Source organism: Streptomyces sp. NPDC002403, from assembly GCF_053593015.1.
This window is the reverse complement of sequence record NZ_JBSFBQ010000004.1, coordinates 13,647-28,088: the sequence shown is the minus strand read 5'-3', so window position 1 is coordinate 28,088 and position 14,442 is coordinate 13,647. Positions and strand designations below refer to the sequence as shown.

The 14,442-nt window shown below is 70.0% G+C and carries 18 protein-coding genes; 11 read left to right on the top strand and 7 right to left on the bottom strand.

Going from position 1 to position 14,442, the window contains the following annotated elements:
* Window positions 1-186: 186 nt before the first annotated feature.
* On the top strand, window positions 187-462 hold the full coding sequence (locus tag ACWCPY_RS06540) for a GlsB/YeaQ/YmgE family stress response membrane protein (protein ID WP_451263221.1): 276 nt from the start codon (window positions 187-189) through the stop codon (window positions 460-462).
* Window positions 463-535: 73 nt separating this feature from the next.
* Here ACWCPY_RS06540 and tyrS read toward each other — a convergent pair whose 3' ends face one another.
* The 5 genes from tyrS to ACWCPY_RS06515 form a co-directional block, all read right to left on the bottom strand.
* Entirely contained in the window at window positions 536-1,801 is a 1,266-nt protein-coding gene (gene tyrS, locus ACWCPY_RS06535; RefSeq protein ID WP_451263220.1) for a tyrosine--tRNA ligase, read from the bottom strand.
* Between the two features lie 59 nt (window positions 1,802-1,860).
* Entirely contained in the window at window positions 1,861-3,255 is a 1,395-nt protein-coding gene (locus ACWCPY_RS06530; protein ID WP_451263219.1) for a metallopeptidase TldD-related protein, read from the bottom strand.
* Window positions 3,252-4,775 (bottom strand): TldD/PmbA family protein, encoded by a 1,524-nt coding sequence (locus ACWCPY_RS06525; protein WP_451263218.1) that lies wholly within the window; start codon window positions 4,773-4,775, stop codon window positions 3,252-3,254. Before ACWCPY_RS06525 ends, ACWCPY_RS06530 begins: the two co-directional genes overlap by 4 nt.
* 152 nt (window positions 4,776-4,927) lie before the next feature.
* Complete coding sequence (locus tag ACWCPY_RS06520) at window positions 4,928-5,149, bottom strand: DUF397 domain-containing protein (RefSeq protein WP_451263217.1); 222 nt, start codon at window positions 5,147-5,149, stop codon at window positions 4,928-4,930.
* Window positions 5,146-6,012: a helix-turn-helix domain-containing protein gene (locus tag ACWCPY_RS06515; RefSeq protein ID WP_451263216.1), complete on the bottom strand. Its 867-nt coding sequence runs from the start codon at window positions 6,010-6,012 to the stop codon at window positions 5,146-5,148. Before ACWCPY_RS06515 ends, ACWCPY_RS06520 begins: the two co-directional genes overlap by 4 nt.
* A gap of 205 nt (window positions 6,013-6,217) precedes the next feature.
* Between ACWCPY_RS06515 and ACWCPY_RS06510 the strand changes: the two genes are divergently transcribed.
* The 6 genes from ACWCPY_RS06510 (at window position 6,218) to ACWCPY_RS06485 (ending at window position 9,637) form a co-directional block, all read left to right on the top strand.
* On the top strand, window positions 6,218-6,685 hold the full coding sequence (locus ACWCPY_RS06510; RefSeq protein WP_451263215.1) for an ATP-binding protein: 468 nt from the start codon (window positions 6,218-6,220) through the stop codon (window positions 6,683-6,685).
* 89 nt (window positions 6,686-6,774) lie between these two features.
* Window positions 6,775-7,056, top strand: coding sequence for a type II toxin-antitoxin system Phd/YefM family antitoxin (locus tag ACWCPY_RS06505; RefSeq protein WP_451263214.1), 282 nt, complete (start codon window positions 6,775-6,777; stop codon window positions 7,054-7,056).
* A 5-nt stretch (window positions 7,057-7,061) separates the two neighbouring features.
* Window positions 7,062-7,445 carry a type II toxin-antitoxin system VapC family toxin gene (locus ACWCPY_RS06500; protein ID WP_451263484.1) on the top strand — a complete coding sequence of 128 codons (384 nt, stop codon included), beginning with the start codon at window positions 7,062-7,064 and terminating at the stop codon, window positions 7,443-7,445.
* A 154-nt stretch (window positions 7,446-7,599) separates the two neighbouring features.
* A complete protein-coding gene (gene fabG / locus ACWCPY_RS06495) occupies window positions 7,600-8,319 on the top strand; it encodes a 3-oxoacyl-[acyl-carrier-protein] reductase (RefSeq protein WP_451263213.1) in 720 nt (239 codons plus the stop codon).
* A gap of 5 nt (window positions 8,320-8,324) precedes the next feature.
* Window positions 8,325-9,092, top strand: a complete 768-nt coding sequence (gene fabI, locus ACWCPY_RS06490) for an enoyl-ACP reductase FabI (protein ID WP_451263212.1) — start codon at window positions 8,325-8,327, stop codon at window positions 9,090-9,092.
* A 167-nt stretch (window positions 9,093-9,259) separates the two neighbouring features.
* Window positions 9,260-9,637 (top strand): hypothetical protein, encoded by a 378-nt coding sequence (locus ACWCPY_RS06485; protein ID WP_451263211.1) that lies wholly within the window; start codon window positions 9,260-9,262, stop codon window positions 9,635-9,637.
* Between the two features lie 16 nt (window positions 9,638-9,653).
* Here the strand turns inward: ACWCPY_RS06485 and ACWCPY_RS06480 are convergent, their stop codons facing one another.
* Complete coding sequence (locus tag ACWCPY_RS06480; RefSeq protein ID WP_189541332.1) at window positions 9,654-10,328, bottom strand: FadR/GntR family transcriptional regulator; 675 nt, start codon at window positions 10,326-10,328, stop codon at window positions 9,654-9,656.
* 137 nt (window positions 10,329-10,465) lie between these two features.
* Between ACWCPY_RS06480 and ACWCPY_RS06475 the strand changes: the two genes are divergently transcribed.
* The 4 genes from ACWCPY_RS06475 to ACWCPY_RS06460 all read left to right on the top strand — a co-directional run bounded on the left by ACWCPY_RS06475 (window position 10,466) and on the right by ACWCPY_RS06460 (window position 12,861).
* On the top strand, window positions 10,466-11,779 hold the full coding sequence (locus tag ACWCPY_RS06475) for a CynX/NimT family MFS transporter (protein ID WP_451263210.1): 1,314 nt from the start codon (window positions 10,466-10,468) through the stop codon (window positions 11,777-11,779).
* A gap of 26 nt (window positions 11,780-11,805) precedes the next feature.
* Entirely contained in the window at window positions 11,806-11,916 is a 111-nt protein-coding gene (locus ACWCPY_RS06470; protein ID WP_329817145.1) for an SGM_5486 family transporter-associated protein, read from the top strand.
* 145 nt (window positions 11,917-12,061) lie between these two features.
* The gene (locus tag ACWCPY_RS06465) at window positions 12,062-12,268 is read left to right on the top strand and encodes a hypothetical protein (RefSeq protein ID WP_451263209.1); all 207 of its coding nucleotides are present in this window, start codon (window positions 12,062-12,064) and stop codon (window positions 12,266-12,268) included.
* 74 nt (window positions 12,269-12,342) lie between these two features.
* A complete protein-coding gene (locus ACWCPY_RS06460; RefSeq protein WP_266421185.1) occupies window positions 12,343-12,861 on the top strand; it encodes a SixA phosphatase family protein in 519 nt (172 codons plus the stop codon).
* A 124-nt stretch (window positions 12,862-12,985) separates the two neighbouring features.
* Here ACWCPY_RS06460 and serB read toward each other — a convergent pair whose 3' ends face one another.
* On the bottom strand, window positions 12,986-14,251 hold the full coding sequence (serB, locus tag ACWCPY_RS06455) for a phosphoserine phosphatase SerB (RefSeq protein WP_451263207.1): 1,266 nt from the start codon (window positions 14,249-14,251) through the stop codon (window positions 12,986-12,988).
* Window positions 14,252-14,442 lie beyond the last annotated feature (191 nt).

The following is a 14,442-nucleotide window of genomic DNA, read 5'->3' as shown; positions in this document are numbered from 1 at the left end:
CCACCCCCGCGCCGGACCGCAAACCACGGTACGCCCGGCACCCGGCGGCTTCGAGACCGGGGCACGCCCTGTTCGTGCATGTCGGTGTCCGGGTCGCACGTACGGACCCCTCCGGCGTGCGGTGCACGGCCCGCGGGCCGAGACTGGGCGGCACATGCGCGACATCGCGTCGCACGAGGAGGCGACATGGGCTGGTTGTGGGCAATCATCGTGGGTCTGGTGCTCGGTCTGATCGCGAAGGCGATCCTGCCCGGCAAACAGAACATCCCACTCTGGCTGACGATCATTCTCGGCATGATCGGCAGCGTCCTCGGCAACGCCGTCGCCACCTGGATCGGTGTCAACGACACCAAGGGCATCGACTGGATCCGCCATCTGCTCCAGCTGATCGGTGCGGTGGTGGTCGTGGGCGTCGGCGACATGCTGTGGGCCTCGTTCCGCAGTACCAGAAAGAAGACCTGAACACCCCGGCACGACGCACCGCGGCCGGACACGCATGGCGCGTGTCCGGCCGCGGTCCGTACGTGGCCCGGGATCAGCCGGTGACCTCGACGGCGGCGAGATTCTTCTTGCCCCGGCGCAGCACCAGCCAGCGCCCGTGCAGCAGCTCCTCGCGGGCCGGTGCGCTCTCGCCGTCCGTGACCTTGACGTTGTTCACGTACGCGCCACCCTCCTTCACCGTGCGGCGGGCGCCCGACTTGCTCGGCGCCAGGCCGACCTCCACCAGGAGATCCACCAGCGGGCCCAGCTCGGTGACCTGCGCGTGCGGCACCTCGGACAGCGCGGCGCTCAGCGTCGCCTCGTCCAGCTCGCCGAGCTCACCCTGGCCGAAGAGCGCCTTCGACGCCGCGATGACGGCGGCGCACTGCTCGGCGCCGTGCACCAGCGTCGTCAGCTCCTCGGCCAGCGCGCGCTGCGCCGTCCGCGCCTGCGGACGCTCCTCGGTGACCTTCTCCAGCTCCTCCAGCTCCGTGGGGCTGAGGAAGCTGAGGATGCGCATGTACCGGGAGATGTCCCGGTCGTCCACGTTCAGCCAGAACTGGTAGAACGCGTACGGCGTCGTCATCGTCGGGTCGAGCCAGACGGCCCCGCTCTCGGACTTGCCGAACTTGGTCCCGTCCGCCTTCGTCATCAGCGGCGTCGCCAGCGCGTGCACCTCGGCGCCCGGCTCCAGGCGGTGGATCAGGTCGAGACCGGCGGTGAGGTTGCCCCACTGGTCGCTGCCGCCCTGCTGGAGGGTGCAGCCGTAGCGCCGGTACAGCTCCAGGTAGTCCATGCTCTGGAGCAGCTGGTAGCTGAACTCGGTGTAGCTGATGCCCTCGTCGGACTCCAGCCGCCGGGCGATGGAGTCCTTGGTCAGCATCTTGTTGACGCGGAAGTGCTTGCCGATGTCCCGGAGGAACTCGATCGCGGACATGCCCGCGGTCCAGTCCAGGTTGTTCACCATGACCGCAGCGTTCTCGCCCTCGAAGGACAGGAACGGCTCGATCTGGGACCGCAGCCGCGACACCCAGTTGGCGACCGTCTCCGGATCGTTCAGCGTGCGCTCCGCGGTCGGCCGCGGGTCACCGATCTGCCCCGTGGCCCCGCCCACCAGGGCGAGCGGACGCAGCCCGGCCCGCTGGAGCCGGCGCATGGTGAGCACCTGCACCAGATGGCCGACGTGCAGACTCGCCGCGGTGGGGTCGTAGCCGCAATAGAAGGTGACGGGACCGTCCGCGAGAGCCTTGCGCAGTGCGTCCTCGTCAGTGGACTGGGCGAACAGCCCACGCCACTTCAGCTCGTCGACGATGTCCGTCACGGTTCCGGTGCTCCTCGTGGTGCGTACGGGTAAGGGGTTTCCTGCTCAGTCTAGGCGGGTCAGACGCCCGGACTCACCGAGCTCATGTTGAAGTCCGGGATCCGCAGCGCGGGCATCGCGGCCCGGGTGAACCAGTCGCCCCACTCACGCGGCAGCGTCTTCTCCGTACGGCCCGCCTCCGTGGCCCGCGACAACAGGTCCACCGGCGACTCGTTGAACCGGAAATTGTTCACCTCTCCGATGACCTCGCCGTCCTCGACGAGATACACCCCGTCGCGGGTCAGCCCGGTCAGCAGCAGCGTGGCCGGATCGACCTCGCGGATGTACCACATGCAGGTCAGCAGCAGCCCGCGCCCGGTCGTCGCGGCCACCATCTCCTCCAGGGACCGCTCACCGCCGCCCTCCAGCACCAGGTTGTCGATGGCCGGCGCGACCGGCAGACCGGTCAGCCCCGCCGTGTGCCGGGTGGTCGTCAGGTGCTCCAGCCGGCCGTCCCGCACCCAGTCGGTCGGCGTCAGCGGCAGACCGTTGTCGAAGACGGAGGCACCGTCCCCGGAGGCGTGGGCGATCACGAACGGCGCCGACTCCAGGCCCGGTGCGTTCGGGTCGCTGCGGAGCGTCAGCGGCAGCCCGGAGAGCCGCTCACCGATCCGGGTCCCGCCGCCCGGCTCGGAGAACACCGTCCGGCCCTCCGCGGCGTCCCGCGCCGTCGACGACCACAGCTGGTAGATCAGCAGATCGGCGACGGCGGTCGGCGGCAGCAGCGTCTCGTACCGTCCGGCGGGCAGCTCGATACGGCGCTGTGCCCAGCGCAGCCGCTGCGCCAGTTCCGCGTCCAGCTCGGCCGGGTCGACATCCTTGAAGTCGCGCGTCGCGCGGCCCGCCCAGGACGAACGGGTGCGGTCCGGGGACTTGGCGTTGAGCTCCAGCGTTCCGGTCGGCTGGTCGTGGCGCAGCCGCAGCCCCGTCGACGTACCGAGGTAGGTCGTGGTCAGCTCGTGGTTGGCGAAGCCGTACAGCTCACGGCCGCCGGAGCGGGCGCGGGCGAAGGCATCGCCGAGCGCCGGGGCGAACTCCGCGAAGACGCCCGAGTCCGTCTCGGCCGGCGCGTCCGTGAAGTCGGGCGACCCGGGCACCCCGGCCACCAGCGGCTGCGCGTCCTCCGCCGGACCGGCCCCGCGCGCCGCGGCCTCGGCGGCCCGCACCAGCGGCTCCAGGTCGTCGGCGGTCACCGCGGACCGTGACACCACGCCGGACGCGGTGCCCTGCGCGCCGTCGACGGTCGCGATGACGGTCAGGGTCCGCCCCCGGGTCACCCCGTTCGTCGTGAGCGCGTTGCCGGCCCAGCGCAGATTCGCGGACGAATGCTCGTCGGCGATGACCATGCAGCCGTCGGCGGTGGACAGTTCGAGCGCCCGCTCGACGATCTCGTGCGGCTTGCTGACGCGGCTCATCGTCCGGCCTCCTGCGTCGTGTTGAGGATGTTCACGCTCCGGAAGAGGGCGGAGGGGCAGCCGTGCGAGACGGCCGCGATCTGGCCCGGCTGGGCCTTGCCGCAGTTGAAGGCGCCGCCCAGGACATAGGTCTGCGGGCCGCCGACCTTCTCCATCGAGCCCCAGAAGTCCGTCGTCGTGGCCTGGTACGCGACATCGCGCAGCTGCCCGGCCAGCCTGCCGTTCTCGATCCGGAAGAAACGCTGACCGGTGAACTGGAAGTTGTAGCGCTGCATGTCGATCGACCAGGACCGGTCGCCGACCACGTAGATCCCGCGGTCCACCCCGCCGATCAGGTCCTCCGTGGACAGCCCGCCCGGATCGGGCCGCAGCGACACATTGGCCATCCGCTGTACGGGGACATGGCCCGGCGAGTCCGCGTACGCGCAGCCGTTGGAACGGCCCAGCCCGGTCAGCTTCGCGATCCGCCGGTCCAGCTGGTACCCGACCAGCGTCCCGTCCTTGACCAGGTCCCAGGACTGTGCCTCGACGCCCTCGTCGTCGTACCCGATGGTCGCGAGCCCGTGCTCGGCGGTACGGTCACCGGTCACATTCATCACGGGGGAGCCGTACGTCAACTTCCCCAGCTGGTCGAAGGTGGCGAACGAAGTCCCGGCGTACGCCGCCTCGTAGCCCAGCGCCCGGTCCAGCTCGGTGGCGTGGCCGATCGACTCGTGGATGGTCAGCCAGAGGTTGGACGGGTCGACGACCAGGTCGTACGCTCCCGCCTCGACGCTCGGCGCCCGCATCTTCTCGGCCAGCAGCCCGGGAATCCGCTCCAGCTCGTCGTCCCAGTCCCAGCCGGTCCCGGTCAGGTACTCCCAGCCGCGGCCCACCGGCGGGGCGATCGTCCGCATCGAGTCGAACTCACCGGTGGACCCGTCCACGGCGACCGCGGTGAACTGCGGGTGCAGCCGCACCCGTTGCTGGGTGGTCACGGTGCCGGCCGTGTCCGCATAGAACTTGTTCTCGTGGACGGTCGTCAGCGAGGCGTCCACATGCGCGACGCCCTCGGCACCCAGGAGCCGGCCGCTCCACTCGGCGAGCAGCCCCGCCTTCTCCTCGGCCGGTACGCCGAAGGGGTCGATGTCGTACGCCGAGACCCAGGTCCGCTCGCCGTGCACCGGCTCGTCCGCCAGCTCGACCCGCTCGTCCGATCCGGCCGCCGCGATCACCTTCGCCGACAGCTTCGCCATGGCGACGGCCTGCGAGGCCACCTTCGCCGCGGCGTCCATCGTCAGGTCCACCCCGGACGCGAAGCCCCACGCCCCACCGTGCACCACCCGCACCGCGTAGCCGAGATCGGTGGTGTCCGAGGACCCGGCGGGCCGGGCGTCCCGCAGCCGCCAGGACGCGCTGCGCACCCGCTCCAGCCGGAAGTCGGCATGCGTGGCCCCCAGCGCCCGCGCGCGGGCGAGCGCCGCGTCGGCGAGGGCGCGCAGCGGCAGGCCCAGGAACGACTGATCTACCTCATGAGGCATGTAGTACTCCGTCTTTTCGGCATGTGTCCGCAGTGAACCATGTCGTGTGACGAGCACGACCGGCCACAGGTTTCCCGGACGAGCGCGCCGGGCCCGTCACCCGGTTCGGCGCGGGCCGCGGGACGGTCTGCCGGGCGAGCCGCCCCGGCCGGTCAGAGAGTGCCGTCGATCACGCCCGCCCTGAACGCGGCCCACCCCGGGGCGCTGAACCGCAGGGGGGTGCGCGAGAGGTCCTTCGAGTCGCGTACGGCGGTTGCCCCTCCGGGGAGGCCGGCGACTTCTACGCAGTTGTTCTCGGCTCCACTGGCGGAGGACCTGCGCCAGGCCGCTTTCGAGAGGTCGTGTCCGAACAGCTCCGCTTCGGGCGCGTTCACTTCCTGTGGCCTTCTTCCATCTCAGCTATGCGTGCGACCGAGTCCTCCGTGGACAGCGCCGTGGCGCGAATCCCCTCGAACGCCTTCGCGAAGGGCGACGCTTCTTCGCCCTCAAGGTAGGTCTCTCCGCTGAGGTTTTCCAGCAGAACCACGTCCGGGGCAGGGCCGGGGAAACCGACCATGCTGAAGCCGCCCACGACTCCGGGGTGCGCGGTGGAGTCCAACGGCATCAGCTGCACGGTCACGTTGGGCATCTCCGCCGAATCGAGCAGACGCCGCAACTGGTCGCGCATGGTGGCGGGGCGGACGGCGAATCGCTGGTGGAGCGCGGCTTCGTGGATGATGGCCCACAGCTCCAACGGCCTTCCCGGCCGGGTGAGCACGGACTGCCGGGCCAGCCGCACCTCGGCGAGGGCCGCAACTTCTTCGGTGCTGCGGAAAGTTGTGATTCCCGCGATGTTCTCGCGTGCGTACGCAGCGGTCTGCAACAGGCCCGGGACCACCAGTGGCGACCATTCGCAGATCTGCGAGGCGTCCGACTCCAGCGAGATGTAGTCGGCGTAGGCAGGTGACACGATTCCGCTGTAGGTCTGCCACCACCCCCTCTTGCCGGCGTCCTTGGCCAGATTGTCCAGGGCGTTGAGCGTTTCCGGATCGTTGATCCCGTAGACCGCGAGCAGCGCCACGACATCACCCGGCCTGATGGCCTGATTGGCGCTCTCGATCTTCGACAGCTTCGGGCCCTTCCAGCCCATGGCGACAGCGGCCTCGTCGAGGGTCAGACCTGCGCCGTTCCGCAGGCGTCTGAGCGTGGATCCCAGGCGTCGGCGCCGGACGGTCGGTACCAGGGGAGAGTTGGGCATGTCGCAGTCATACCTCAGCAGTTGGCGGTGTCGGCCGCCTTTCGGGAAGTCATAACCGAAAGGGGTAGAAAACTTGCTACCCGAGGTGGGTGGAGTGCAGTATCGCAACCCATCGCCACACAGCGTGCATATGCGGTTGCCCGCTGTGGTGGAAGTCAGTACTTCCCGCGGCCCCGCGCCGCAGGCTGGAGGCGTCATGTTCGGCATGGCCGACGAGGAAGACCACGACCCGCAGTCCCCGCCACCCGCCGTCGGGCACTACGTGCGCTACCGGAGCCGCGGCTTCGCGGCGCACATCAACGCCTCCGGCCCGAACCTCCGCTCCGTACGTGAGCTCACCGCCAAGGCCCTGGCCGAACTGGGCGTGCAGGGCGATGTGGCCGACGCCGCGCAGCTCGTCGTCTCGGAGCTCGTCGGGAACGCCGTCCGGGCCTGCGGGGATCACGTCCCCGTGGTGGTGGAGGTGTACGCCGCGGCCTTCGGGGTCGCGGTCAATGTCCATGACCCGGACCCCCGCACCGTTCCGCGGCGTCGCGGCATCGCGCTGGACGACGCGGAGGCCGAGGCCGGTCGCGGCCTCGCCCTGCTGGATCTGCTCGCGCCGGGCCGGCACGTGGTCCGGTCGTCGATCGGCAAGCAGATCCGGTGCCGGGTCCCCTGTCCGGCCGGGTGAGCGCTGCCGGGCCGCGTCGATGCGCCCTTGTTGTAGGTATGATTCGAAAATGTAGGTACTTTCCCTGACCGTCATCGAAGGGGGCCCCGATGAGCACCATCTCGGTCCGAGAGTTCTCGTACAACCCGAGTGCCGTCTTCGCCCGGGTGGAGAAGGGCGAGGCGATTCAGGTGACGAGACACGGCAACGTCATCGCGATACTGCTTCCCGGTACCGGCGCCTCGGAGCGCTATGCCCTCGTCGCGAAGGGGCAGATCAGGCTGAAGCCGGCCACGACGGCCGATCTCGACCGGCTGCCGGTCTGCGAGCCGCCGGAAGGCGTCTCCCCCCTGGATATCCTGCTCGCCGAGCGTGAGGACGATCCGCGTTGATCTACATGGACAGCTCGGCGATTGTCACTCTGCTGAGTGGGCGCGAGCACGCTCGTGAGCTGCGGGCGCATCTCGTGGGGCGGCCGGTGGCGCCGCTGGCGACCAGCAGTCTCGGCTTCGTGGAGACCGTTCGGACGCTGGACCGGGTCGGTAGCTTTCCCCTACTCATGAGGGATCTGACCCGGGACTTCACCGAGATCCTCCTGACCGATGAGGTACGGGACGCGGCCGCCGCCCTGCCGGGAAGAGTCCGGACGCTCGACGCGGTCCATGTGGCCAGTGCCCAAGTGCTGGGAGCGTCGCTCGACGTACTCATCAGTTACGACAAACGGATGCTGGAGGTTGCCGAGGACGTCGGCCTCCCCGTCGAAGCGCCGGGCTTTCGCTGAGGCGCTTGCCGGTACGGGAAGCGTTCATCCGGGCCGGGTGCTGTAGGAACCCCACAGTGCCCGGGGGGAGGCGCTGTCAGGGGCCGATTGCTCGCGGAGCGCCTGGTACCGATAGGTTTTCGATGTACCAGACCGCTAGGGAAAGGGTGATCCGTTGAGCCGCTCGGTTCTCGTCACCGGAGGAAACCGGGGCATCGGCCTCGCCATCGCCCGCGCTTTCGCCGACAACGGCGACAAGGTCGCGATCACCTACCGCTCCGGCGAGCCGCCCACGGTGCTCACCGAGGCCGGTGTTCTCGCGGTCCGTTGCGACATCACCGACGCCGAGCAGGTGGAGCAGGCCTACAAGGAGATCGAGGAGAAGCACGGCAACGTGGAGGTGCTGGTCGCCAACGCCGGTATCACCAAGGACCAGTTGCTGATGCGGATGTCCGAGGACGACTTCACGTCCGTCGTCGACACCAACCTCACCGGCACCTTCCGGGTCGTCAAGCGCGCCAACCGCGGCATGCTGCGCGCCAAGAAGGGCCGTGTCGTCCTCATCTCCTCCGTGGTCGGACTCCTCGGCTCGGCCGGGCAGGCGAACTACGCCGCTTCCAAGGCGGGTCTGGTCGGCTTTGCCCGGTCGCTGGCCCGTGAGCTCGGTTCCCGCAACATCACTTTCAACGTCGTCGCACCCGGTTTCGTCGACACCGACATGACGCAGGTGCTCACCGAGGAGCAGCGCAAGGGCATCGTGTCCCAGGTGCCGCTGGGCCGCTACGCGCAGCCCGAGGAGATCGCCGCCGCGGTGCGCTTCCTCGCCTCCGACGACGCGTCGTACATCACTGGAGCCGTCATCCCCGTTGACGGCGGATTGGGCATGGGTCACTGATCACCATGAGCGGAATTCTCGACGGCAAGCGCATCCTCATCACCGGTGTGCTGATGGAGTCGTCCATCGCTTTCCACACCGCCAAGGTGGCCCAGGAGCAGGGTGCCGAGATCATCCTGACAGCCTTCCCCCGGCCCACGCTGACGGAGCGCATCGCCAAGAAGCTGCCCAAGCCGGCCAAGGTCATCGAGCTGGACGTGACCAACGCCGAGCACCTGGACCGGCTCGCCGGTCTGGTCAAGGAGGAGCTCGGTTCGCTCGACGGTGTCGTCCACTCCATCGGCTTCGCGCCGCAGGACGCGCTCGGCGGCAACTTCCTCAACACCCCGTTCGAGTCCGTCGCCACGGCGATGCACGTCTCGGCGTTCTCGCTGAAGTCGCTCGCCATGGCCTGCAAGCCGCTGATGAGCGAGGGCGGCTCGATCGTCGGCCTCACCTTCGACGCGCAGTTCGCCTGGCCGCAGTACGACTGGATGGGCCCGGCCAAGGCCGCGCTGGAGGCCACCTCCCGCTACCTCGCCCGTGACCTGGGCAAGGAGGGCCTGCGCTGCAACCTGGTCTCCGCCGGACCGATCGGCTCGATGGCCGCCAAGTCCATCCCGGGCTTCGGCGAGCTCGCCGACGTGTGGAACACCCGCTCCCCGCTGGCGTGGGACATGTCCGACCCGGAGCCGGCCGGCCGTGCCATCGTCGCGCTGCTCTCGGACTTCTTCCCGAAGACCACGGGCGAGATCATCCACGTCGACGGTGGCGTGCACATGATGGGTGCCTGACCCCTCACGACGGGCCCTGATACAGCCGCGTACCGCCTCCGAGCAGGCGTTGCGCGGCTGTTCCGTGTCCGCGCCCGGCTCCGGCCCGCTCAAGTCGAAAAGATGGTCGATCCACCGCAGAATGTGATGAACCAGACTTCGGGTCGGGCTACGGGGAGGAGGTCGCCATGCGCTCCACACGTCGCCGGACCGGGATACTGCTCGCGGCCTCCATGGCCGTCGCCGCACTCGCCGCCCCGGTGGGGATATCCGCGGCGGGCCGGGCGGGAGCCGGGGCATCCGCCCCCGACGCTCCCACCCCGGATCCCGCCGGAGCCGAATGCCGTACGTCGGTCCGGGGTTCGCGGGTCGTCGCCTACTGCCACAACCCGTACCCCTCCACCGACCGCGTACAACTGCACACCGAATGCCGCCGCTGGTGGGACATAGACGCCGACGCCGCCCCGGTCGACGTGGGTCCCGGGCGGACCGTGCGGCTCGACGACCGCTGCTGGAAGGAAGTCGGCTCCGCCTGGGTCACGCACCGGGTGCAGGACAGGGTCTAGGGTCGCCGGGCCGCCCTCAGGCCCGGTCCACCAGACAGCTCAGCGCGTGGCTCGCGGCCTCGGCCGCCGCCGTCTCCCCGTCGCCCGCCCGGATCGCCTCGACCAGCCTGCCGTGATCCATGTGGTTCTCCGGCCGCAGCTCGTGCCCGATGTCGCCCCTGAGATAGTCGCGCAGCAGATCGCCCAGGTCGGCGTAGAGGCCGGTCAGCACGTCGTTGTGCGAGGCGGCCACCACGGCCAGATGCAGCGTCGCGTCCGCCGCGACGAACGCCTCGGCGTCACCCGCGGCCCAGGTCTCCTCCCGGCGCGCCATGAGCGCGTCCAGCTGCTTCAGATCCCGCTCGGTACGCCGGGCGGCGGCCAGCCTCGCCGCCGACGACTCCAGGGTGGAGCGCAGCTCGGCGACGTGGCGGGGATCGGCGGAGGCGAAACGGCGGTGCATCACCCCGGCCAGCTCGCTGGTGGCGACGACATAGGTGCCCGAACCCTGCCGGATGTCCAGCAGCCCGTTGTGCGCGAGCGCGCGCACGGCCTCCCGGACGGTGTTGCGTGCCACCCCCAGCTGCTCCACCAGTTCGGGCTCGGTGGGAATGCGTGAACCCACGGGCCACTCGCCCGAGGTGATCTGATTCCTGAGCTGGGCAATCACCTGGTCGGCGAGTGCCGAACGCCGCGGAGACGTCAGCGCCATGGTGCTCCTTGGTCGGGTTGCTGGGGTGAGGGGGTGGGACGGGAGTTGTTGCGGTTGCCGTGCCCGGAGCGAATGGTCTCAGAGAGGCTCCGGGCTGATTGGACAATCAATCATCCCATGATTCTATGATGGGCCTCATGCCCGAAGACGAGACCCGGCCCCAGACCCGGAACCCGAGCCCCGCCACCACGATGGACGCGCCCACGAAACCCACGGCCTCGCCGACCCGGCAGGACCCGCAGACGGCACAGGCCGCCGACGGGCCCTCCCCCTGGGTGCTCCGGCTGGTCGTCATCGGCCTGGTCCTCACCGCGCTCAACCTCCGCCCCGCCATCACCAGCCTCGGCGCCCTCCTGGAAGAGGTACGGGACGGGCTGCACATGAGCGGCAGCGTGGCCGGTGTCCTCACCTCCGTACCGCCGCTCTGCTTCGCGGTCTTCGGCATCATGGCGCCGCGTCTCGCCCGCCGCTTCGGCCCGGGGGCGGTCGTCTGCGCCGGCATGACCGCCATCACCGCCGGCCTGGTGATCCGGCCGCTCGTCGGCGGGACGGCCGGCTTCCTCGCCGCGAGCGCCCTCGCCCTCATGGGCATCGCCGTCAGCAACGTCCTGATGCCGGTGATCGTCAAGCGCTGGTTCCCGGACCGGGTCGGCTCCATGACCGGGCTCTACTCGATGGCCCTGGCCCTCGGCACCTCGCTCGCCGCCGCGGTGACCGTGCCGATGACCAGCGCGATGGGCGGCAGCTGGCGTCTGGGGCTCGGCGTCTGGGCCGCGCTCTCCGCCGTCGCGATCCTGCCCTGGATCCCGGTGGTACGGGACCGCACCGGCGCTCCGCGGCAGCCCGCCGCCCAGCACGCCGGCACCCCGGCCCTCAGGATCACCCGCAGCCGGACCGCCTGGGCCCTCGCCTGTTTCTTCGGCCTCCAGGCCACCGCCGCGTACATCACCATGGGATGGATGCCGCAGATCTTCCGCGACGCCGGGGTCTCGGCCGGTACGGCGGGTGTGCTGCTCGCCGTCACCATGGCGATGGGCGTACCGCTCGCCTTCGTCATCCCGGGGGTCGCTGCCCGGATGAAGAACCAGGGCCCGATCGTCGTCCTCCTCGGCAGCTGCGGCCTCATCGGCTACGCGGGCCTCTACCTCGCCCCGGCCGGCGGTGCCTGGGCCTGGGCGGTGCTCCTGGGCATCTCGAACTGCTCCTTCCCGCTGGCCCTGACCATGATCGGCATGCGCTCGCGCACCGGCGCGGGAGTGGTCCGGCTGTCCGCGTTCGCCCAGTCCGTCGGCTATCTGATCTCGATCCCGGGACCGCTGCTGATCGGTGTGCTCTACCAGCACAGCGGCGGCTGGGAACTGCCGATCGCACTGATGGCGGGCCTCATGGTGCCGCAGATGGCGGTCGGAATCCTGGCCGGGCGGGCCCGGACGATCGAGGACGAGTGCTGAGATGCGAGACTGACCCCATGTCTCCTGTGCTCGACCCGAATCCCCAGAACGGTCAGAAGAAGCTCCTGCTCGTACTCGGAGCGATGCTGCTGGTCACCGTGATCGTCGCGGTGATCGCCTCGATCGCGTCCCCCTGAGCGGCTCGGCCGCGGATGGTGGGGTTAACCCCCGTGTCCCCTAGGGTGCCAGGTTCAGGGGGAAGTGGGTGGGTCACCGGATGGGAACCCCGGGCCCGGATCCGTAGATTTTCGGTATCAGTACCGATGACCCACGGAGGCGGACATGCAGGCCCGAACGCACCCCCCGACCACCCGCCCGGCCACGGGCAGTGTCGAGGTGAGGCTGCCGTGGTGGGCCGTCGCGCTGCCCGCGTTCGCGTTCGCCGCGCTGCTGCTGCTGATCGTGGGAAGCGGTGAGGCGCACGCCGCGACCACCGACCCTGCGGTCACCCGGTTGCTCGCGCGAATCGCGGCCCTGGTGACCGGCTGACCGTGCCCGATCGCCCCGCACAAGCCCGTCAACACCCTGCGCCGGGTGGCACATTTCATGCGAAGCTGAGGTGTATGAGCGTCGATACACCTCGCAGGATCGTCCTTCTCAGGCATGCAAAGGCGGAATGGTCGCAGGACTCCGACCATGAGCGGCCGCTCGCGGAGCGCGGCCGCAAGGATGCCCCGGTCGCAGGCCGCAAACTCGTCGACTCCGGGATCGACCTCGATCTGGCCCTCTGCTCCACCGCCGCCAGGACGCGCGAGACGTGGAAGCTGGCCGTCCACGAGATGCCGCACCGCCCCAGGACCGTGTACGAGGAGCGGCTGTACGAGGCGTCCCTCGGTGAGCTCATCGCCCTGATCAACGAGACCCCCGACGATGTGCACGACCTCCTGGTCATCGGCCACAACCCCGGCATGCACGCGGTCGCCGACGCCCTCTCGGAGTCGGCCGAGGGCGACGCCCTGACCCGGATGACCCGCGGCGGCTTCCCCACCGCGGCGTTCGCCGTCGTCGAGTTCACCGGCTCCTGGAAGGGCGTGGAGCACGGAGTGGGCAGGCTGGTCGAGTACTGGACGCCCAACGACTGATCCCGTTGTCGTACGGAGCAGGGCCCCGGCGTTTCCCGCGCCGGGGCCCTGCTCCGTATGCGCGAACGCGCCGGCGCTCGCATGCGCCGGCGCTCGCATGCGCCGGCGCTCGCGCGCGAACGCGTCAGTCGACGAGACCGTCGGCGGCCTCGACCTCCTCGCGGGTGATGCCGAGCAGATACAGCACGGTGTCCAGGAACGGCACGTTCACCGCGGTGTGCGCGGCCTCGCGGACCACCGGCTTGGCGTTGAAGGCCACCCCGAGCCCGGCGGTGTTCAGCATGTCCAGGTCGTTCGCACCGTCACCGATCGCGACGGTCTGCGCCAGCGGCACTCCGGCCTGCGCGGCGAAACTGCGCAGCAGCCGGGCCTTGCCGGCCCGGTCGACGATGTCGCCGACGACCCTGCCCGTGAGCTTCCCGTCGACCACTTCCAGGGTGTTGGCAGAGGCGAAGTCGAGCCCGAGCCGTTCCTTCAGATCGTCGGTGACCTGGGTGAACCCTCCCGAGACCACACCCACTTGGTAGCCGAGCCGCTTCAGCGTACGGATCAGGGTGCGCGCGCCCGGCGTCAGCCGTACCTCGGCGCGGACCTTGTCCACCACCGACACATCGAGCCCGGCCAGCAGCGCCACCCGCGCGTGCAGCGACTGCTCGAAGTCGAGCTCGCCGCGCATCGCCTGCTCGGTCACCTCGGCGACCTTGTCCTCGCAGCCCGCGTGAGCGGCGAAGAGCTCGATGACCTCGTCCTGGATGAGCGTCGAGTCGACATCCATGACGACCAGCCGCTGGGCCCGCCGGCTCAGCCCGGCCGACACCACCGCCACATCGACACCGATGCCGGCGGCCTCCGTCGCCAGTGCGGTCCGCAGCTCCTCGGTCCCGGTGCCGGACACCGCGAATTCGACTGCCGTGACCGGGTACTTCGCGAGCCGGAAGATACGGTCGATATTGCCGCCGGTGGAGGTGATCGTGGCCGCTATGGCGGCGGTCGACTCCGCGGTCAGCGGGTGCCCGAGCACCGTCACATGGGAACGCCCGTCGCCACGCGGCCGGTTGTCACCCGTGCCGGAGATGATCTCGGCCTGGAGCTTCAGCGACTCGGCCCAGCTGTGTACGGTCGCCCGCAGATCGCCCTCGGTGGTGCCGCCCGCGGTGGGGGTGGTGACCAGCGCGCACAGGACGATGCGGCCACGGGTGACGACCTGCTCGATGTCGACCACATCGACCGAGTAGGCGGCGAGGGTGTCGAAGAGCCCGGCGGTGATGCCGGGACGGTCCTTCCCGAAGATCTTCACGAGAAGGGTGGGGGTGTCGGTGCCCCGATGGGACTCGGGGGGCTCAGAGGACTCAGGAGACGAGGAGGACCGAGGTGGCTGAGATGCGCTCATGGTGCCTCCCACCGTATCGGTCCGCCGCGAGACACCGGAGGCCCGTCCCGAGGACCGGACAGCGCGTCGGCCCCGTGCCTCCGCCGGGGGCACACGGCCGGTGACGGACCGCGTGCGTCCGTATCCGCCGGGTGGGCGCGGACGGAAATCGGGCGGACCGGGGGCGGAAATCCGGCAGGCCGGGAACGCCC